This window comes from Streptomyces sp. NPDC033165 (assembly GCF_055577965.1).
In genome coordinates, this window is record NZ_JBVIPK010000002.1 from 106,274 (window position 1) to 125,846 (window position 19,573).

General features: G+C 72.6%; 20 protein-coding genes. 13 read left to right on the forward strand and 7 right to left on the reverse strand.

The window, feature by feature from the left end; genetic code table 11:
• Positions 1-120 precede the first annotated feature (120 nt).
• Together ACZ5WC_RS04765 and purU are read left to right on the forward strand one after the other, a co-directional pair.
• Positions 121-567 (forward strand): SCO4402 family protein, encoded by a 447-nt coding sequence (locus tag ACZ5WC_RS04765; protein ID WP_096627688.1) that lies wholly within the window; start codon positions 121-123, stop codon positions 565-567.
• Between the two features lie 28 nt (positions 568-595).
• The gene (gene purU, locus ACZ5WC_RS04770) at positions 596-1,471 is read left to right on the forward strand and encodes a formyltetrahydrofolate deformylase (RefSeq protein WP_468539497.1); all 876 of its coding nucleotides are present in this window, start codon (positions 596-598) and stop codon (positions 1,469-1,471) included.
• A gap of 15 nt (positions 1,472-1,486) precedes the next feature.
• Here the strand turns inward: purU and ACZ5WC_RS04775 are convergent, their stop codons facing one another.
• Positions 1,487-2,911, reverse strand: coding sequence for a zf-HC2 domain-containing protein (locus ACZ5WC_RS04775; RefSeq protein ID WP_468539498.1), 1,425 nt, complete (start codon positions 2,909-2,911; stop codon positions 1,487-1,489).
• On the reverse strand, positions 2,908-3,501 hold the full coding sequence (locus ACZ5WC_RS04780) for an RNA polymerase sigma factor (protein ID WP_311120930.1): 594 nt from the start codon (positions 3,499-3,501) through the stop codon (positions 2,908-2,910). Before ACZ5WC_RS04780 ends, ACZ5WC_RS04775 begins: the two co-directional genes overlap by 4 nt.
• Before the next feature lie 329 nt (positions 3,502-3,830).
• Between ACZ5WC_RS04780 and ACZ5WC_RS04785 the strand changes: the two genes are divergently transcribed.
• Together ACZ5WC_RS04785 and ACZ5WC_RS04790 are read left to right on the forward strand one after the other, a co-directional pair.
• On the forward strand, positions 3,831-4,205 hold the full coding sequence (locus tag ACZ5WC_RS04785; protein ID WP_311120931.1) for an STAS domain-containing protein: 375 nt from the start codon (positions 3,831-3,833) through the stop codon (positions 4,203-4,205).
• An 83-nt stretch (positions 4,206-4,288) separates the two neighbouring features.
• Positions 4,289-4,810, forward strand: coding sequence for an EF-hand domain-containing protein (locus tag ACZ5WC_RS04790; RefSeq protein ID WP_468539499.1), 522 nt, complete (start codon positions 4,289-4,291; stop codon positions 4,808-4,810).
• Positions 4,811-4,859: 49 nt separating this feature from the next.
• Here ACZ5WC_RS04790 and ACZ5WC_RS04795 read toward each other — a convergent pair whose 3' ends face one another.
• Positions 4,860-6,431: a class I adenylate-forming enzyme family protein gene (locus tag ACZ5WC_RS04795; RefSeq protein ID WP_468539500.1), complete on the reverse strand. Its 1,572-nt coding sequence runs from the start codon at positions 6,429-6,431 to the stop codon at positions 4,860-4,862.
• Positions 6,432-6,611: 180 nt separating this feature from the next.
• Between ACZ5WC_RS04795 and ACZ5WC_RS04800 the strand changes: the two genes are divergently transcribed.
• The 4 genes from ACZ5WC_RS04800 (at position 6,612) to ACZ5WC_RS04815 (ending at position 10,889) form a co-directional block, all read left to right on the forward strand.
• A complete protein-coding gene (locus ACZ5WC_RS04800) occupies positions 6,612-7,811 on the forward strand; it encodes an amidohydrolase family protein (protein ID WP_468539501.1) in 1,200 nt (399 codons plus the stop codon).
• A gap of 11 nt (positions 7,812-7,822) precedes the next feature.
• Positions 7,823-8,977, forward strand: coding sequence for an acyl-CoA dehydrogenase (locus ACZ5WC_RS04805; protein WP_468539502.1), 1,155 nt, complete (start codon positions 7,823-7,825; stop codon positions 8,975-8,977).
• Positions 8,978-8,982: 5 nt separating this feature from the next.
• Entirely contained in the window at positions 8,983-9,984 is a 1,002-nt protein-coding gene (locus tag ACZ5WC_RS04810) for an acyl-CoA dehydrogenase family protein (protein ID WP_468539503.1), read from the forward strand.
• 407 nt (positions 9,985-10,391) lie between these two features.
• Complete coding sequence (locus ACZ5WC_RS04815) at positions 10,392-10,889, forward strand: ATP-binding protein (RefSeq protein WP_468539504.1); 498 nt, start codon at positions 10,392-10,394, stop codon at positions 10,887-10,889.
• A gap of 58 nt (positions 10,890-10,947) precedes the next feature.
• Here ACZ5WC_RS04815 and ACZ5WC_RS04820 read toward each other — a convergent pair whose 3' ends face one another.
• The gene (locus ACZ5WC_RS04820) at positions 10,948-11,874 is read right to left on the reverse strand and encodes a cyclase family protein (protein ID WP_468539505.1); all 927 of its coding nucleotides are present in this window, start codon (positions 11,872-11,874) and stop codon (positions 10,948-10,950) included.
• Between the two features lie 84 nt (positions 11,875-11,958).
• On the opposite strand from ACZ5WC_RS04820, the gene ACZ5WC_RS04825 reads away from it, so the two are divergent.
• From ACZ5WC_RS04825 to ACZ5WC_RS04835, 3 genes are all read left to right on the forward strand, one after another.
• A complete protein-coding gene (locus ACZ5WC_RS04825) occupies positions 11,959-12,873 on the forward strand; it encodes an SDR family oxidoreductase (protein WP_468539506.1) in 915 nt (304 codons plus the stop codon).
• Positions 12,874-13,030: 157 nt separating this feature from the next.
• A complete protein-coding gene (locus ACZ5WC_RS04830; RefSeq protein ID WP_468539507.1) occupies positions 13,031-14,182 on the forward strand; it encodes an acyl-CoA dehydrogenase family protein in 1,152 nt (383 codons plus the stop codon).
• On the forward strand, positions 14,179-15,228 hold the full coding sequence (locus tag ACZ5WC_RS04835; RefSeq protein WP_468539508.1) for a Zn-dependent alcohol dehydrogenase: 1,050 nt from the start codon (positions 14,179-14,181) through the stop codon (positions 15,226-15,228). The genes ACZ5WC_RS04830 and ACZ5WC_RS04835 overlap by 4 nt, the downstream gene beginning before the upstream one ends.
• Positions 15,229-15,277: 49 nt before the next feature.
• Here ACZ5WC_RS04835 and ACZ5WC_RS04840 read toward each other — a convergent pair whose 3' ends face one another.
• Positions 15,278-15,886 carry a GNAT family N-acetyltransferase gene (locus tag ACZ5WC_RS04840; protein WP_468539946.1) on the reverse strand — a complete coding sequence of 203 codons (609 nt, stop codon included), beginning with the start codon at positions 15,884-15,886 and terminating at the stop codon, positions 15,278-15,280.
• Positions 15,887-15,997: 111 nt separating this feature from the next.
• Entirely contained in the window at positions 15,998-16,984 is a 987-nt protein-coding gene (locus tag ACZ5WC_RS04845) for a GlxA family transcriptional regulator (RefSeq protein WP_468539509.1), read from the reverse strand.
• A 73-nt stretch (positions 16,985-17,057) separates the two neighbouring features.
• On the opposite strand from ACZ5WC_RS04845, the gene ACZ5WC_RS04850 reads away from it, so the two are divergent.
• Together ACZ5WC_RS04850 and ACZ5WC_RS04855 are read left to right on the forward strand one after the other, a co-directional pair.
• Complete coding sequence (locus ACZ5WC_RS04850) at positions 17,058-17,531, forward strand: ribosomal maturation YjgA family protein (protein WP_468539510.1); 474 nt, start codon at positions 17,058-17,060, stop codon at positions 17,529-17,531.
• 100 nt (positions 17,532-17,631) lie between these two features.
• Entirely contained in the window at positions 17,632-18,969 is a 1,338-nt protein-coding gene (locus ACZ5WC_RS04855) for an MFS transporter (protein ID WP_468539511.1), read from the forward strand.
• On the opposite strand, the gene ACZ5WC_RS04860 is transcribed toward ACZ5WC_RS04855, so the two are convergent.
• Positions 18,935-19,561: a flavin reductase family protein gene (locus tag ACZ5WC_RS04860; protein ID WP_468539947.1), complete on the reverse strand. Its 627-nt coding sequence runs from the start codon at positions 19,559-19,561 to the stop codon at positions 18,935-18,937. The genes ACZ5WC_RS04855 and ACZ5WC_RS04860 overlap by 35 nt on opposite strands.
• Positions 19,562-19,573: the final 12 nt, after the last annotated feature.

Consider the following 19,573-nt stretch of genomic DNA (forward strand, 5'->3'; position numbering starts at 1 on the left):
TCGGTGATGTCCAGGTGAATTACGGGGGGCCGTGCGGGGGTGCGGCCGAGGAACGTACGATCGACGACCGTGCAGCAAGGTTCGGAGAACTCTTCCCGTCGCGGCCGTCGCTCCTCCACCATGGGCGGCATGCCGCTCACTGACATGCCGTGGTGGCGCTGGCGCACCAACGTGCGCTCGGCGCTGCACATGCTCTCCGACCCCGACTTCCACCACGAGTGCTGGCTCGCCGGCCGGGAGGGGTACGGGGACGTCACCGACGCCGTCTACCGACTGGTCGAGGACACCTGGCTCGACAACTGGTCCGCCGAGAAGTACGTCGGCACCATATTCAGGGACGCCGCCGAGGCGGCCGCCGTGGACACGGCCGCCCTGCGCGTCCTGCGGATCATGCACCAGGTCGGCGCGGACGCCCCCGTCTCCGCCTATCTGGACCATCAGGGCTGGCCGGAGGCGGTCCGGGCGGCGCGCGAGGCGCACGTGCTGCTCGCCGTCAACGACTCCGAGGACCCGGACACGCCCCCGCGCTCCCTGGACGTCATCCGCATCATGACCAGGACCGCCTAGCCCCCGGCGGCTGTGGCACCCTACGAGGATGACCGCACCGCAGCCCACCGCCCTGCCCGAGCAGTACGTCCTCACGCTCTCCTGCCCCGACAAACAGGGCATCGTGCACGCCGTGTCGAGCTACCTCTTCATGACCGGCTGCAACATCGAGGACAGTCAGCAGTTCGGGGACCACGACACGGGTCTGTTCTTCATGCGCGTCCACTTCTCCTCGGACGCCACCGTGACGGTGGACAAGCTGAGGGCCAGCTTCGCCGCGATCGGGGAGGCCTTCCGGATGGAGTGGCAGATCCACCGGTCCGAGGAGAGGATGCGGGTCGTGCTGATGGTCAGCAAGTTCGGCCACTGCCTCAACGACCTGCTGTTCCGTTCCCGTACGGGCGCGCTGCCCGTCGAGATCGCGGCCGTCGTCTCCAACCACACGGACTTCGCCGAGCTGGTCGCCTCGTACGGCATCCCCTTCCGGCACCTCCCGGTGACGAAGGAGAACAAGCCGGAGGCCGAGGCGCAGCTGCTGGAGCTGGTCCGCGAGGAGAACGTCGAGCTCGTCGTCCTGGCCCGCTACATGCAGGTCCTCTCCGACGACCTGTGCAAGCAGCTGAGCGGCCGGATCATCAACATCCACCACTCGTTCCTGCCGAGCTTCAAGGGCGCCAAGCCCTACCACCAGGCGCACGCGCGCGGGGTGAAGCTGATCGGCGCCACCGCGCACTACGTCACCGCCGACCTCGACGAGGGCCCGATCATCGAGCAGGAGGTCGAGCGGGTGAGCCACGGCGTCACCCCGGACCAGCTGGTCGCGATCGGGCGGGACGTGGAGTGCCAGGCGCTGGCGCGCGCGGTGAAGTGGCACGCGGAGCGGCGCATCCTGCTCAACGGCCGCCGTACGGTGATCTTCGCGTAGTCCTCGGGCGCCGCGTCACAACCGGCTGAGCGAGGCCGCCGCGAACAGCACGTCGCGGATGGCCTCGCGGTCGCCCTCCTGGCCCGCCGCCGCTTCCACCGGCGGGATGTGGCCCGCGACGAGCCGGCAGAACTCCACCCCGTCCAGGGCCACCGTCGCCACCGCGCGCTCGGGCGAGCCGACGGCGGCCGGTGAGTCCAGCGCGATGTACCAGTCGCCCCCGCCGTGCCCCTCGATCTCCAGATGGAGCGAGCGGCCAGGCGCCCCGGCCGCGACCAGTTCCCTGACCGGTCCGGCCAGTCCGGCGCCGCGGCGGCCCGCGAGGGCGGCCGGGAGCAGCCGGGCCGCGAGGTCGATCATCCGGTGCAGATGGGCGGCGGACGGGGCCTTGTACGGGTAGTCCACGGCGTCGGCGATGTCCCCGCCGTGCACCCAGCACTCGAAGGCCCGCTCCAGCAGCGCGTCCTGGAGCGGCAGGGCGAAGGCGCCGTAGGAGACGGAGGTCTCGGCGACGTTCCGCCCGGCGAGGGACGCCGTACGGATCAGCTCGTGGCTCTGGTCCCGCCAGGGCTCGCGGACGGCCCGGGTGGCCGGCGGCCGCGTCGCCGACCAGTACGCCTCGGTGCGCTCGGTGGGGTCGAGCGGTACGTCGCCGCCGCCGAGCGGGTCGTCGAGGCCGAGCGCGGCGGACAGCAGCCCGTCGACCGCCGTCAGATGGCCGATCACCCCGGCGACCGTCGCCCGGCGGCTGACCGGGCGCTCCTCCTCGAACCACTGGAGCCGCACCGGCGCATGCCATTCGGCGTCCCCGATGTCGCGGAGCAGAGCGTCCAGCCGGGCGGTCTCGGCGTCGTACGGCGCGGCCCACTCGGGAACGGGAATCCGGGCCGGGCGACGGCCCAGGCAGCCGTCCATCACCCGGGTCCGCAACGTCGGATCGAGGTCCAGCGAGCCGCCGGTGTGCAGCAGCCCCACCGCGTCCCGCAGCCGCAGCGCCTCGTCCGCGCACGGGGCGCACCCGGTGAGGTGGTCCTCCACGGCAGCGGTCTCCTCCGCCGAACAGGCGGACAGCGCCCAGGCGCCGAGGAGCGCCTTGAGGACCTGGTGCGAGAGGACCGGCGCGGGCGTCGGCCGGGGCGGTCCCGGCCACTCGTCCGGCTCGGTTCCGGAGGGCATGGGGGCCTCCCGTAGGCCGTCCTCGTACACGTCGTCGCCGGGCGCGCTCTGTTCGGCCGCGCGCGCGGCCGGCCCGGCGTCCTCCGGCGCGGCCTGTTCCGGGACGACCTCGTGGGGCGCGGCCGGGTCGCCGGGCGGCGGCAGCACGGGCGGCGGCATCGACTCCAGGTCTAGGTCGTCCGCCGCCCAGCGCGGACCCGGTATCCGGCGCGCGCCCCGCACCTCCTCGTCGCGGCCGTCGCTCTCCCGGCCGTCGCCGCTCACCGGGCTCGTCCGTAACCGGGTGGCGCGGTCCCTTCCAGCGGGCGGGCGTTGGCGGTGGAGAGCAGCTGGAGGCCCAGCCGGAGGCGGCGACGGGCCTCGTCCTCGGTGACCCCGAGGTCCGCGGCGGTCTGGCGGTAGTCGCGGCGCTGGATGTAGGCCAGCTCCAGGGCCTGCCGCAGCGGGGCGGGCATCGAGGAGACGATGTAGTCGGCGCGGGCGGCCGCCGTGGCGCTGCGCACCCGCCGCTCCAGCTCCTCCGGATCGGGCACGGCGCCCTCGCCGTGCTCCGCCTCGTACGACGTGGCCGCCGCCCGGCGCAGCCGCCGCACCGACTGGAGGTGGGTGAGCCGGGCCACCCAGGAACGCATCGAGCCCTGCTTCGGGTCGTACGCCTCGGGGTTCTCCCAGACCTGGGCGAAGACCTCGCGGGTCACCAGGTCCGCGGCGTCCTCGTCGTCCAGCATCCGGTGGGCCTGGCTGTGGACGAGGGAGGCGAACCGGTCGTACAGCTCACCGAGCGCCGCAGCCTCGCCGCGGGCCAGCCTCTGCTGCATCCTGCGGTCCCAGCGCGGCGGTGTGTCCTTCGCCATGAAACCCCCAGCCCCGCCCTCTGCCCAGCTCGGTAGATCCACCCTCTGCCCTCGCTGACCGAATGTAGTCCGCCGGGCGGGCGGCGTACGCGCCTTTGCGGCAACTCCGCTGCCGCGCGGTGTGGCCGCCGACGGTAGTGCATTTCGGCCACGGGCGCTTCCTCGCCATCTCTGAACAGCGAAAACGGGCCGAAGTGAGCATTTCCGCCGGAAACCGCCTGGGCTCCGGCGGGCACCTCGGTGTTTCATGGAGGCGCGGTGGGGCAGCCGCGAGGAGGAACGGAAACTTCCGGGTTGCCGGGAGCCCCCGGAACGAGAGGTCCAGTCGCGTGACGCTGAAGGTGGACGAGACCGAGCAGGGTGACTGGACCGTGCTCCGGATACGGGGCGAACTCGATCTGGTGACCTCACCCGTCGTGCGTCAGTCCGTCCACGAGGCGGTCGCCGAGGGGCGGCGCGATGTGGTGCTCGACCTGTCCGACGTCTTCTTCTGCGACTCCAGCGGTGTGGGCGTACTGATCGCGTCGCGGCGGCTGATGAAGTCCTGCGGCGGCAGGCTGCGGCTGATCCTTCCGGCCCGGGGCGCGGAGGACGGTTCGCACGTCAACAAGGTGCTGGGGGCGCTCGGGGTGCGCCGCCTCTTCGACGTCTACCCCGACGCGCGGTCGGCGGCCGACGAGGAGTGCAGTCCGCTGAGCGCCTGAGTCGGGCCCGGTGATGCGAGGTTGTCACACAGGAACAGCTGCTCGGTGACACGTGAAGGCCCCGGGCGTCGTACGCTCCCCGCATGGACAGCGCAGAGTACGAGCGAAAGATCGCGCACCGCTTCGCCGCCTTCGACCAGGACGGCAACGGCTACATCGATCGCGCCGATTTCAACGCCGCAGCCGCCCGTCTGCTCACCGAGTTCGGTACGACGGCCCGCTGCGACAAGGGCCAGGCGCTCTACACCGGTGCCGAGGCCTTCTGGCAGGGCATGGCGGGGATCGCCGATGTGGACGGGGACCAGCGGGTCACCCGTGAGGAGTTCGTGGGCGGGGCGGTGAAGCGGCTCCGGGACAATCCGGAACGGTTCGCGGAGATCGCCCGGCCCTTCCTGAGGGCGGCCATCGCCGTGGCGGACAGCGACAACGGGGGCAGAGCGTCGGTGGCGGCGGTGGAGCGGGCGCTGCGGGTGCTCGGGGCGGGCGACGAGATCGCGGGCATCGCGGCCCAGAGCCTGGACACGGACCAGGACGGGCAGATCGCGGAGAGCGATGTGATGGCCGCGTTCGCCGCGTACTTCACGGTGATCGAGCCGGACGCGTAGGCGTTCCGGGCGTTACGGGGGCGGCGCGCCGCCCCCGTAACGCCTCCCCTCACCCGCCGAACCGTTCCCGCAGCCGGTATTTGAGCACCTTGCGCAGCGTCTCGTTGCGGGGCAGCGCGTCGAGCACCTCCAGCTGCTCGGGCAGCTTGTGGACGGAGAGCCCCGCGTCCCGCAGATGGGCGGAGAGTCCGGCGAGCGTCAGGGGCGGGGCGCCGGGCGGCTGTTCGACCACCGCGCAGACCCGTTCGCCGCGCTCCGCGTCCGGGAGCCCGACGACCGCCGCGTCGGCCACGCCCGGGTGGGTGTGCAGCAGGTCCTCGATCTCCTTGGCGGAGATGTTCTCGCCCTTGCGGATGATGATGTCCTTGAGCCGCCCGGTGAGCGTGAGGTGCCCGCTCTCCTGGAGCCGGCCCAGATCCCCGGTGATCAGGAACCCCTCGGCGTCGAAGGCCGCGGCGGAGGCGGCGGCGTCGAGGTACCCCCGGCAGACCGCCTCCCCGCGCAGCCGCACCTCGCCCTCGCTTCCGTACGGGAGCGGCTTGCCGTGCTCGTCGGTGATCCGGACCTCCATCCCCTCCGGCGGCCGGCCCTCGGTCAGGGCCAGGTTCTCCGGGGTGTCGTCCGGTGCGCCCATGGTGATCATCGGGACCTCGGTCATGCCGTACCCGTGGGTGAGCTGGACGCCCATCTCCCGTACCACCGCGTGGTACACCTCCGGCGGCTTCGGCGCTCCGCCGCCCGCGAGCAGCCGCAGCGACGGGATGAGCGGCCGGTCCGGCGCCTTGCGCTGCTCGGCCAGGAACATCGCGTAGAACGCGGTCGACCCGCCCGCAACGGTCACCCCGTGGCGCCGGTACTCCGCCAGCGCGTCCGGCAGCGCGAACTGCTCGAACATCACCGCCGGGAACCCGTACAGCAGCAGCATCACCGTGTAGTCGGGCCCGGCGACATGCGCGTACGGGAACGCCATCGAGCCCACGTCGTCCGCCGAGAGCTTCAGCGCGTGGGCGAGGCAGGAGCCGCCCGCGATCAGGGAACGGTCGGTGTGCAGGACGCCCTTGGGGTCGGAGGTGGTGCCCGAGGTCCAGTAGATCCAGCGGACCTCCTCGCCCGTCGACGGTTCCGGCGGGGGCGGCAGCACGGCCGGATCGCCGTCGGGGAGGGCGTCGTACGCCTCGAAGACGCGTGGCGGGCCGGAGAGTTCCCCGGCGATCCGCTCGGCCATCGCGGTGTGGTCGAAGCCCCGCAGGACGCCCGGCACGGCGAAGAAGGCGGCCCCCGACTCCCGCAGGGCGAACCGCACTTCGCGGTCCCGGTAGAACGGGATGACCGGGGTCTGCACGGCCCCGAGCCGGGTCAGGGCGAAGGAGAGCAGGGCGGTTTCCAGCCGGGTCGGCAGCTGCCAGGCGACCACGCTGCCCGCCCGCACGCCCATCCCGTACAGCCCGGCGGCCACGCGTTCGGCGCGGTCCCGCAGCTCGCCGAAGGTCAGGGACCGGCCCTCCTGGAGCAGGACCGGGCGGTCGGGGGTGAGGGCGGCGCGCGCCTCGATCAGCTCCCAGAAGGTGCGGGACGCGCTCAGCGCGTGGGCGGTCGCGGTCACGTCGTTCACGGCGGTCACAGGGGTCCCTCCGAGCTGACGAGTAGTCAGATAATGCGGAGAGCGTAGGGCCCCGTGCCTTGTCGGTCCAGGGGTGCGGGGCTAGCCTGATGGCCACACCAGATCTGACGGACCATCAGAAACAGTGCCCGCGCCCGGGACCCGACGGGTGCGCCGGGTGCGCGGAGGGGACGGCACACCATGACGGACACGGAACTGCCTCGGATCGTCAGCGTCGACGACCATGTGATCGAACCCGCGCACCTCTTCACCGACTGGCTCCCCGCGAAGTACCGCGAGCGGGGGCCGCAGCCGCTGACGGCGGGCATCGGAGAGCTGGCGTACACGGGCGGGAAGTACGTCATCACGATGGACCCGGACGGGCCGCCGGCCGACTGGTGGATCTACGAGGACCTGAAGTTCCCGTACAAGCGGAACATCGCCGCCGTCGGCTTCGACCGCGACGACATGACCCTGGAGGGAATCACCCGGGCCGAGATGCGCCCCGGCTGCTGGGACCCGGCCGAACGGCTCAAGGACATGGACCTCAACCACGTCGAGGCCTCCCTCTGCTTCCCGACCTTCCCGCGCTTCTGCGGGCAGACCTTCGCCGAGGCGCACGACAAGGAGGTCGCCCTCGCCTGCGTACGCGCCTACAACGACTGGATGGTCGAGGAGTGGTGCGGCGACAGTGGCGGCCGCCTCATCCCGCTCTGCATCATCCCGCTCTGGGACATCGGCCTCGCGGTCGCGGAGATCAAGCGGAACGCGGCCCGGGGCGTCCGCGCGGTCACCTTCTCCGAGATCCCCACCCACCTGGGACTCCCGTCCATCCACACCGGCTACTGGGACCCGTTCTTCGCGGTCTGCCAGGAGACCGGCACCGTCGTCAACATGCACATCGGGTCCAGCTCCCAGATGCCCGCGGCCTCCCCGGACGCGCCCCCGGCCGTGCAGGCCTCGCTCTCCTTCAACAACGCGATGGCCTCGATGATGGACTTCCTCTTCAGCGGGGTGCTGGTGAAGTTCCCGACGCTGAAACTGGCCTACAGCGAAGGCCAGATGGGGTGGATCCCGTACGCCCTGGAGCGCGCCGACGACGTGTGGGAGGAGCACCGGGCCTGGGGCGGGGTGCGCGATCTGATCCCCGAGCCGCCGTCCACGTACTACTACCGGCAGATGTTCTGCTGCTTCTTCCGCGACAAGCACGGCATCTCCGCACTCGACGTCGTCGGCCGGGACAACGCCACCTTCGAGACCGACTACCCGCACGTGGACTCGACCTTCCCGCACACCAAGGAGGTCGCGCTCGACCACGTCAAGGGACTGGACGAGGAGACCGTCTACAAACTGATGCGCGGAAACGCCATCCGGATGCTCGGGCTGGACCTGGACAAGTAGGCGGCGGACCCGTGGATCTCGCGTACACGAAGGCCGAGGACGAGTTCCGGGTGCGGCTGCGGGAGTGGCTGGCCGCCGTGCTCCCCGGCCTGCCCGCCAAGCCCTCGCCCGACGACTGGCCCGCGCGCCGGGCGTACGACACGACCTGGCAGCGGATGCTGTACGACGCCGGGTACGCGGGCCTGCACTGGCCGGTCGACGCGGGCGGGCGGGGCGCGACCCCGACCCAGCATCTGATCTTCCTGGAGGAGACGGAGAAGGCCGGAGCGCCCTATGTCGGGGCGAACTTCGTCGGGCTGCTGCACGCCGGACCGACCGTCGCCGCCGAGGGCACGGCCGGGCAGCGGGCCCGCTGGCTGCCCCCGGTGCTGCGCGGCGACGAGATCTGGTGCCAGGGGTTCAGCGAGCCGGACGCGGGGTCCGACCTGGCCGCACTGCGGACGCGGGCGGTGCGCGACGGCGACGACTACGTGATCAGCGGCAGCAAGATCTGGACCTCGCACGCGGAGGTCGCCGACTGGTGCGAACTGCTCGTGCGTACGGACCCGAAGGCGCCGAAGCACCGGGGGATCAGCTGGCTCGCGATGCCGATGGACGCGCCCGGCATCACGGTCCGCCCGCTGCGGACCCTGGCGGGGTCCACGGAGTTCGCGGAGATGTTCCTCGACGAGGTCAGGGTGCCGGTACGCAACCGGGTCGGGGCCGAGAACGACGGCTGGCGGGTCACCATGGTCACCCTCTCCTTCGAACGCGGCACGGCCTTCGTCGGCGAGGTCGTGGCCTGCCGCCGCACCCTGGAGGCCCTGGCGGCCGAGGCGCGGTCCAACGGTCGCTGGGACGACCCGGTGCTGCGGCGGAGGCTGGGCCGGCTGAACGCCGAGCTGCGGTCCCTGTGGCGGCTCACCCAGTGGAACGTCAGCGAGTCCCAGCGCACGGGCGGGGTCCCGGGTACCGGCGGCTCGGTCTTCAAGCTGCGCTACTCCGGGGTCCGCCAGGAGCTGTACGAGGCGGCGGCGGAGGTGCTGGGCGCTGACGCGTTCGACATGGACCGGGAATGGGTCCTGGACCGGCTGTCCTCCCTCTCGTACACGATCGCGGCTGGCACCTCGCAGATCCAGCGGAACATCGTCGCCGAGCGCATCCTCGGCCTGCCGAAGGGGCGCTGACCACCGTGGACTTCCAGCTCTCGGACGACCAGCGGGCCCTGCGGTCCGGGATGCGCGACCTGCTCGGGGCGGTGTTCGACCGGGACCGGCTGCGGGCGGCGGTGGAGCGGGGCGGGGTGGTGGACCGGGGCCTGTGGCGGGAGCTGGGCGCGGCCGGGTTCTTCGCGCTGCGGCTCCCGGAGGCGGAGGGCGGGGTGGGGCTCGGACTCCCGGAAGCCGTGCTGCTCTTCGAGGAGGCGGGCCGGGCGCTGCTGCCGGGCCCGCTGGTCGCCACCCACCTCGCGGCGGGCCAGGTGAAGGGGGCCGCGGCGGGCGAGGCGGTGGTGACGGCGGCGGACGGGGGCCTGCCGGTGGCGCACCTGGGGGAGGCGGACGCGCTGCTGGCGGGCGCGGGGGCGCTCACCGGGGAGGCGCTGCGCGCCTGTGCGGCCGCCGCCCGGCCCGTACGGTCGATGGACCCGCTCACGCCGCTGCACCGGACGCCGACGGCGGGGCGCACCACGGCGCATTCGGCGCACTCGGAGCGGTTCCGGTGCGAGGCCGCGCTGCTGACCGCCGCCGAACAGCTCGGCAGCGCCGCCCGGACCACCGAGGCGGCCGTTCAACACGCCGGGGAGCGCGAGCAGTTCGGAACGCCCATCGGATCGTTCCAGGCGGTCAAGCATCTCTGCGCCGACATGCTCGCCCGCACCGAACCGGCCCGCGCCGCCGTGTACGCGGCAGCGGTCACCGGCGATCCGGTGGAGATCGCGGCGGCCAAGCTGCTCGCCGACGAGGCGGCCGTCCGCAACGCCCGCGACTGCCTCCAGGTCCATGGCGGAATGGGCTTCACCTGGGAGGCAGATGTTCACCTCCACCTCAAACGGGCCTGGCTGCGGTCCGCGTGCTGGCTCGGCGCGGCGGCGGCCGAGGAACTGCTCGCCGCCGATCTGGGGGCCGCGGGGCCGCTTCCCGGCAGCTCGGCGGCGTACGGTCGCGCAGGCGCGGAAGCCGGGGGCGGAGGGTGACTCAGTGCAGCCGGTCGGCGTCGATACCGGCTTGTGTCCTTTGCGTGATTCGTCACCGGGTGGAGTCGGGGCCCGGCTCGGGTACGCTCCGTGGGATGCGAGTGGTTCTGGAACCGGGCGATCCGGGGGCGGCCTGTGCGGCGGCTCCGGTCCGGGGCGAGGGCTCTTGCCGGAGATGTGCCGGGCCTGCCCGGGAAGCGATTCTCGCGGTCTCTGCGCGCTCCTGTTCGACTCCCCGCAGCGTGCGTCGCACAGTATGCACCACGCGTACTCCTTCGCGCTGGAATATGCCCGAAGCGCTTGTTGCGGTGACTGTACGTCAACCATGCTGTCGCGTAAGGGAATCACGTTCCGTGACCCTGAGGAGGCGCGAGGCGATGTGTCCGCCGGTTCGGATGGTGTGAGCGGTGCAGGTGCTTCAGGTTCAGCTGGAGGTCGGTCCGGATCCCGCAGAGGTGGGGCGGGCCCGCAAGTGGGCGCGGTCGCGCCTGGTCGGTTCCGGGATAGGCGATGACGAGCCGCTCGCCGAGACGCTCATCCTGCTGATCTCGGAGCTGGTCACCAACGCGGTCGTCCACACGGGCTGCCCGGCGGTGCTGCGGATGCTGTTCGGCGGGGCCGAAGCCTCCGGGGCGGGCGGCACGGTCCGGGTGGAGGTCGCGGACGCCAGTAACCGCCCGCCGCTCCAGCGTCACGCGGAGGGCGACGACACCAACGGCCGGGGCCTGGAGCTGGTGGACGGCCTCGCGGACCGCTGGGGCTGGCAGCCTGAGGGCGCCGGGAAGCAGATCTGGTGCGAGGTCGACCGCAGCGCGCCGGTGCGACCCCAGGGGGCGCCCACGGTGGTCATCCAGGGCGGCGAGACGTGCGAGGCGCCCGCGTGCGTCTTCACCAACCTGGCCTGAGGCCTGCGGCTTTCCCGCCGGGACCGCGTCCGCCGGAGTCCGTTCCGCGCCGAGCCGCTCACAGGACCGCGACCGGGGCGACCGGAGAGCCGGTGGCCCCGGTGAACGGCTCCGGCGTGGCCGTGAGCAGGAACGCGCGCCGCCCCTCCTCCGCACAGGCGGTGGACAGCGCCTCCAGGTTCCAGTTCTGGCCCTGGAGCATGCCCATCTCCACCAGGTGCAGGGCGTGCACCGGCATCCACAGGTCCTCGATCTCCGGCGGAAAGATCTCGAAGGTCAGGGTGTCGTTGGCGACGGCGGCCACGTCCCGCGCGTGGAACCACTCGGGCGTGCGCACGGAGAGCCCCGGGGACGGATAGCCGTACGCGTGCCGGTCCCCGGCCAGCGCCACCTGCGCCTGCCCGGTCCGTACGAGCACGATGTCCCCGGCCCGTACCCGTACGCCCCCGAACTCCTCCGCCGCCGACAGGTCCTCCGGCGTGACGGCGTGGTCGCCCGGCAGCCGGTCCACGCCCCGGGCGCGCGCGACATCGAGAAGTACGCCGCGCGAGACGAGGTGGCCCACGGCGGCGATGGACGAGAACCGCGCTCCGGCGTGCGCCGTGATCGTGTCCGCCGGGCGGCCGTTGTAGATCTTCCCGCTGTGCGAGGTGTGGGTGAGGGCGTCCCAGTGGGTCGCGGCCTGGAGCCCCATCGTGACGGCGTCGTCGCTGGTGGCGACCGTGCCGGGGCCGAAGATCTCCTGGTTGATCTGGACCATCGTGTGCAGCGGATTGACCCGGCCCGGGATCAGCCCGCTCTGCACCCCGTCCTGCTGGAGCGGCAGGGCGAGCGGTATCCGGCGGCCGGTGCGGACGGTGGCGACGGCCTCCCGTACGACGGTGTCGGTGATCAGGTTGAGCGTCCCGCGCTCGTCCTCCTCCCCCCAGCGGCCCCAGTTGTTCACGCGCTCGGCGATCTCGTGGAACGCGGCGGGCAGGGACATGGGGGCCTCCTGGGGCTTGTGCCGGGGTATCCGACTGCCCATAAAATCTAACGGTCCGTCAGAAACCGCGGGAAGGGGCCGGGCATGGGGAACTTCTTGGCAGGCAGGGTGGTCGCCGTGACGGGGGCCGGCCGGGGCATCGGGCGGGCGGTCGCGCTCGCCGCGGCGGCGGAGGGGGCGCGGGTCGTCGTCAACGACTACGGCGTCTCCGTCGAGGGCTCCGAGCCGACCAGCGAGATAGCCCGGTCCGTCGTCAAGGAGATCGGGGCGGCGGGCGGCGAGGCGGTCGCGGTGGCCGACGACATCTCCACGATGGCGGGCGGGCAGCGGATCGTGGACACCGCGCTGGCGGAGTACGGCCGGCTCGACGGGGTGGTCTGCGTGGCCGGGATTCTGCGCGAGCGGATGCTGTTCAACATGTCCGAGGAGGAGTGGGACCCGGTCCTGGCCACCCACCTCAAGGGCACGTTCACGGTCTTCCGGGCGGCCTCGGCGGTGATGCGCAAGCAGGAGGGCGGCGGCACGCTGATCGGCTTCACCAGCGGCAACCACCAGGGCAGCGTCTCCCAGGCCAACTACAGCGCGGCCAAGGGCGGCGTCATCTCGCTGGTCCGCAGCGCGGCGCTCGGCCTGCACAAGTACGGCGTGACGGCGAACGCGGTCGCCCCGGTCGCCCGGACCCGGATGTCCGCCGGGGTCCCGATGGAGCTGAAGGAGATCGGCGAGCCGGAGGACGTGGCGGCGCTGGTGGTCTACCTGCTCAGCGAGCGGGCGCGGGAGGAGCGGATCACCGGCCAGGTGTACACGATCGCTGGCCCCAAGATCGCGGTCTGGGCCCAGCCGAGCGAGCTGCGGGCCGGTTACGCGGAGGGCCCCTGGACCCCGGAGCGGATCGCGGACTTCCTCCCGGGGACGGTGGGCACCGACCCGATGCCCATGCTGGCGCGGCTGGAGGAGATGGCGGCGGCGGCGAGGTCGGGGGCCCGGCCGAACCAGTGACCGCCCTCGGGGCTCCGCCCGATGGAGGAGCGGGGCCGGAAGCAGCGGCCACTCCGGCGATGGAGGAGCGGGGTCCGGGGACGGAGCTTCAGGGACGAGCAGACGGAGTTCTCAGGGACGAGCAGACGGAGCTCTCAGGGACGAGCAGGAGGAACGCATGGACTTTCGCTTCACGTCCGAGGACGACGACTTCCGCACCCGAGCCCGCACCTGGCTGGAATCCCATCTCGCCCGAACCCCCGCCCCCGCCCCCCGCGCGTGGGAACGCGAGCTGGGCCGGGCGGGCTGGATCGGGCTCGGCTGGCCCGGCAAGGACGGCGAGAGCTACGGCAACCGCCGCGCCACCCTCACTCAACAGGTCGTCTGGGCCGAGGAGTACGCCCGCTCCACCGCCCCCGCCCGCATCGGCCACATCGGGGAGAACCTCCTCGCCCCGACCCTCATCACGTACGGCACCGAGGAGCAGAAGCACCGCCATCTGCCCCCCGTCGCCCGGGGCGAGGCCCTGTGGTGCCAGGGGTACAGCGAACCGGGCGCCGGGTCCGACCTCGCGGGTGTGCGGACCGTCGCCGCCCCGGACGGGACCGGCGGGTACGCCGTGACCGGGCAGAAGATCTGGACCTCGCTCGCCCAGGACGCCGACTGGTGCTTCGTCCTCGCCCGCACCGAACCCGGTTCCAGCCGTCACCACGGCCTCTCCTTCCTCCTGGTCGACATGGACCAGCCGGGCAGGATCGACGTACGGCCGATCCGCCAGATGACGGGGACCAGCGAGTTCAACGAGGTGTTCTTCGACGGGGCCCGGGCCGCCGAGGCGGTCGGCGGGGAGGGCAACGGCTGGCAGGTCGCCATGGGCCTCCTCGCCCTGGAGCGGGGGGTCTCCACCCTGGCCCAGCAGATCGGGTTCGCCGCCGAGCTGGAGGGCGTCGTGCGCGCCGCCGAGGCGAGCGGGGCCGCCGAGGACCCGGTCATCAGAGCCCGGCTCGTACGCCAGTGGGCCGAGCTGATCACCATGCGCCGGCACGCCCTGCGCACTCTGGGCGCCACCGGCGACCCGGGCGCGCCCAGTGTGGCGAAGCTGCTGTGGGGCGGCTGGCACCAGCGGCTCGGCGAGCTGGCGGTGGAGGTGAGCGGCGAGGCGGGGGCCGTCGGGCAGCGGCCCTGGTCACCGGCGCACCCCTACGAACTCACCGACGCACAGCACCTGTTCCTCTTCACCCGGGCCGACACCATCTACGGCGGCTCCGACGAGATCCAGCGGAACATCATCGCCGAGCGGGTGCTCGGCCTACCGAGGGAGCCGCGATGAGAGGCGTCGTCTTCGACGGCACACGGACCGAGGTCGTGGACGACCTGGAGATACGCGAACCGGGTCCGGGGGAGGTCCTGGTGGCGGTGGCCGCCGCCGGTCTCTGCCACAGCGACCTGTCGGTGATCGACGGCACGATCCCCTTTCCGGTCCCCGTCGTGCTCGGCCACGAGGGCGCGGGCGTGGTGGAGGCGGTGGGCCCCGGCGTCAGCCACGTACGGCCCGGTGATCACGTCGCGTTGTCCACCCTCGCCAACTGCGGGGCCTGCGCCCAGTGCGACCGGGGCAGGCCGACCATGTGCAGGAGAGCGATCGGCCGCCCGGGACGACCGTTCTCGCGCGCCGGCGAGGCACTCTTCCAGTTCGCCTCCAACTCGGCTTTCGCGGAACGTACGTTGGTGCGTGCCGTGCAAGCCGTGAAGATCCCGGCCGACCTGCCCCTCACCTCCGCCGCCCTGATCGGCTGCGGGGTGCTCACCGGAGTCGGGGCCGTACTCAACCGGGCGAAGGTCGACCGGGGTGACAGCGTCGTGGTCATCGGCACCGGCGGCATCGGCCTCAACGTGCTCCAGGGGGCCCGGCTGGCGGGTGCCCTCACCGTCGTCGCCGTCGACAGCAACCCGGCGAAGGAGGCGGTGGCCCGGCAGTTCGGCGCCACACACTTCCTGACGAGCGCCGACGGCGTACGCGACATCCTCCCCGACGGCGCCGACCACGCCTTCGAGTGCGTCGGCCGCACCGAGCTGATCCGGCAGGCGATCGACCTGCTCGACCGGCACGGACAGGCGGTGCTGCTGGGCGTACCGGCGGCGAGTGCCGAGGCGTCGTTCGTCGTCTCCTCGATGTACCTGGACAAGTCGATCCTCGGCTGCCGATACGGCTCCTCGCGGCCGCAGCGCGACATCGCCCTGTACGCGGACCTGTACCGGGAGGGCCGACTGCTGCTGGACGAGCTGGTGACCGAGACGTACCCGGTGGAGGACTTCGCCAAGGCGGCCGACGACGCGCACCACGGGAGGGTGGCGCGGGGGGTCCTGGTCTTCTGACCCACCGGTTCGGCCCGGGGCGGTGACCGGACAGCAGGGCTGCCAGACCTCAGCGCGGGTCCTTGCGCATGCACCATGTGCGGGGGCCGCCGTCGGGGACGGTGACAGCAGCCGTGACCCGGAAGCCGAGCCGCTCGTAGAACCGCACGTTCCTCTCACTGGAAGTCTCCAGGAACGCCGGATACCCGGCGTGCCCTGCCTCCTCGATGCCGGGAACCAGCACCGCGCTGCCAAGGCCCTTCCCCTGCGCTTCGGGAGCGACGGCCACCGTGTTGAGGAACCACGCCGGCTCCTGCGGCCGGTATGGAGCAACAGCCTGCTCTGCGGATTCGTAGGCGGCCTGCCGGTCGCCGGTCAGTTCGCCGAGCACCGGGCCGACCTCGGCGAAAGCGGGCGAGGAATCCTCGTCGGGAGTGGCCCACACGGCGACAGCGCGCCCTTCGTCGGCGACCCACACGCGGCCGTACACCATGCCGATGCGGGTGAGACAGGCTTCCTGGAAGCGCCGGACCCGTTCCTCATGGCTTTCTGCGGCGATCGCGTGCCGGGTGAAGGGGTAATCGGCGAACGCTCGGGCAAGCGTGTCGACCGAGGTGGGGATGTCGGCGTCGGTGATGGGACGTACGACAGGGACGTCTTCGTGGTGTGCCGTGTTCACCGAATCATCCTGCCAGCAGGCAAACGTTTGAGCTGCCCGGCCCCGTTGCCAGGCTGAACACGCGGTCCGGGAGCCGTCACCCTGCCGCAAGAACGAAGTCGTACCGGAGTGCTAGGTGCCCGCCGACGCCCGGAACGTACGCCGGTAGACCGTCGGCGGCACGCCCAGGGCCGCCTGGAGGTGCTGGCGCAGGGAGGTCGCCGTGCCGAAGCCCGCGTCCCGGGCGACCTGGTCGATCGACAGGTCCGTCGACTCCAGCAGATGGCGGGCCCGCTCCACGCGCTGCTGGGTGAGCCACTGGCCGGGGCTGATCCCGACCTCCTCGCGGAAGCGGCGGGTGAACGTCCGTACGCTCATCGCCTCCTGCTCCGCCATGTCCCGCAGCAGGATCGGCCGCTCCAGCCGGGCGAGCGCCCAGGCCCGGGCGGCGGTGGTGGTCGCGAACTGCGGTTCGGGGAGGGGCCGGTGGATGAACTGGGCCTGGCCGCCGTCCCGGTGCGGGGGGACCACCGTGCGGCGGGCGACCTCGTTCGCGACGGCCGCCCCGTGGTCGCGGCGCACGAGGTGCAGGCACAGGTCGATACCGGCGGCGACCCCGGCGGAGGTGAGAACGTCCCCGTCGTCGATGAACAGGACGTCCGGGTCGACGCGGACCTGCGGGAACGTCCGCTGGAAATGGTCGGCGGAGGCCCAGTGCGTGGTGGCGGGGCGGCCGTCGAGATATCCGGCCGCGGCCAGGACGTAGCTGCCGGTGCAGATGGACACCATCCGGGTGCCGGGCCGGACCCGGGCGAACGCGGCCGCCAGGTCCTCGGTGAGCCTGCCCTCCTCGAAGACCGGGCCCAGCTCGTAGGAGGCGGGGACGACGACCGTGTCGGCGGTGGCCAGCAGCTCCGGGCCGTGCTCCACGAGGACGGAGAAGTCCGCGTCCGTACGGACCGGCCCCGGCGGGCGGACCGAGCAGGTCTCGACGCTGTACAGCGGTTCGCTCGGTCCGCCCGGCTCCATGCTGACGGAGCGGCCGAAGATCCGCTGCGGAATACCCAGTTCGAAGGGCAGTAGTCCGTCGAGGGCCAGAACGACGACGCGGTGCGGCATGACGGCCTCCTCGGCGACCACGGGAGACCCGGTGGCTGGTACAGACCATGAGCTGATACAGATTACTGACGTGATGGACAAGCTGACAGGGACCGCGTCCATTCCCGACGCGGCACACGACCGCCGCCGCTCGCCCTCCGCGCTCCGGGCCCGCGCGGTGGCGGCGGCCGCAGCCGTCCTCACCGTGGCCGCGGGCCTCGCCGTACGCGCCGGGGCCGACGGCGCCTTCGCCAAGTACGCGGGGAGCGCGCTCTACACGGTGCTGCTCTGCGCGCTGGCCGCCTTCTGCGCGCCCCGCGCGCGGCCGGTCGCGGTGGCGGGCGCCGCACTCGCCCTGAGCTGGGCGGTCGAGTTCCTCCAGCTCATCGGGGTGCCCGCCGACCTCTCGGCGCGGAGCACGGCCGCCCGGCTGGTCCTCGGCTCGACGTTCAACGCCCCGGACCTGTTCTGGTACGCGGTGGGCGCGGCGGCGGCCTGGGCCGTCCACGCGGGGGCCCGGAGGCGCCGAGAGCGTGACCGGAGGCCCTGGGTGAGCCGCTTCTCCTGAACTTCTTCCGGCGCCCCGGGCCACGATGTGGCCCGATCCCTGCGAACCATGTCCTCCCGGCCACTCGTACGGAAAGGTGCAGGCCAGGAAGCTGGTCCGCGTGACCCAGACAACCGAGAGCACCCCCCGGGACGACGAGCGGCGGCCGTCCCGTGCGACCCGCCGCCCCCGCCTCCACCGGGCGTGGATCGTCGCCGCCGTCACCTTCGTGACGATCATCGGTGGCGCGGCCTTCAACTCCCTGCCCGGCCTGCTCATCGACCCGCTCCACACGGAGTTCGGCTGGTCGCGGGGCGAGATCGGGCTCGCGGTCTCCCTCGACATGGCGCTGTACGGGCTGACGGCCCCGTTCGCCGCCGCGCTGATGGACCGGTTCGGCATCCGGCGGGTCGTGGCGACCGCGCTGACCATGGTGGCGGCCGGGGCGCTGGCGAGCGTCTGGATGACGGCCTCCTGGCAGCTGATGATTTACTGGGGGCTGCTCGTCGGCCTCGGTACCGGTTCCATGGCGATGGCGTTCGCCGCGACCGTCACCAACCGCTGGTTCGTGGCCCGCCGGGGCCTGGTCACCGGCATCCTCACCGCGGCGGGCGCCTCCGGGCAGCTGGTCTTCCTCCCGCTCTGCGCCTGGATCGTCGTCGAGCACGGCTGGCGGCCCGCCTCGGTCACCGTCGCCCTCGCGGCCCTGGTCGTCGTCCCGTTCGTCTGGCTCCTGATGCGCGACCACCCGGCCGACGCGGGCCTCGCCCCGTACGGCGGGGAGTACGTGGACAAGCCCGCGCCCGCCCGGGGCGCCGCGCGCCGCACGGTGAAGGTCCTGTTCGACGCGGCGCGCACCGGACCGTTCTGGCTGCTGGCCGGAACCTTCGCGATCTGCGGGGCCACCACCAACGGCCTGGTCCGCACCCACTTCGTCCCGTCCGCCCACGACCACGGCATGCCGGTCACGGCGGCCGCCTCGCTGCTCGCGGTGATCGGGGTCTTCGACGTCATCGGCACCATCTTCTCGGGCTGGCTGACCGACCGCTTCGACGCGCGCCGGCTGCTGGCCGTCTACTACGCGCTGCGCGGGATCTCGCTGCTGTTCCTGCCGATGCTGATGGCGCCCGAGGTGCGGCCGTCGATGGTCTTCTTCATCGTGTTCTACGGTCTCGACTGGGTGGCCACCGTCCCGCCGACGCTGGCGCTGTGCCGGGAACAGTACGGCGACGACAGCGCGATCGTCTTCGGCTGGGTGCTGGCCTCGCACCAGGTGGGCGCGGCAGTGGTGGCGTTCCTCGGCGGGGTGGCCCGGGACGTGTTCGGCAGCTACGACGTGGTCTGGTACGCGTCGGGGGCGCTGTGTGCGACGGCGGCCCTGATGGCGCTGGTGATCCGCCGGGTCCCGAAGCCGGATGCCGGGGTCAGGGCCGGGTCCGGGGCCGGGGCCAGCGGCTGAGGCGGCCGAACGCCCCTTGGTGGAACAGCAGGGGGTCCCCCTCGGCCGTGGCCCCCAGTGCCTCCACCCTGCCCACCACGATGAGGTGGTCGCCGCCGGTGTGGACGGCATGGATGCGGCAGTCGACCCAGGCGGGCACGGAGTCCAGCAGCGGCGACCCGGTCGCCGGGGCGTCCCCGTACGCCACCCCCGCGAACTTGTCCGCCCCGCTCACCGCGAACCCCCGGCACAACGCGTCCTGCCCGGCTCCCAGGATGTTGACGCAGAACTCCCCCGCGCGGGCGATGCGCGGCCAGGTCGTCGACGTACGGGCGACCATGAAAGCGACCAGCGGCGGGTCGAGCGAGAGCGAGGCGAAGGACTGGCAGGCGAAGCCCGTCGGCCCGTCCGCGTCGCGGGCGGTGACCACGGCGACGCCACTGGCGAAGTGGCCCAGTACACGCCGGAATTCGGCCGGGTCGACGGGGAGCCGTTCGTCGTCCCGGACGGCTCTCAGGTCGGGCCGGGGCAGCGCCTCCAGGGGAGGGTGCGGCGGTCCTGCTGTCGTGGCGGCGCCGACGGACCTGAGGTACCGGACGGCGGTGGCGGCCATGCCTGCGTGTCC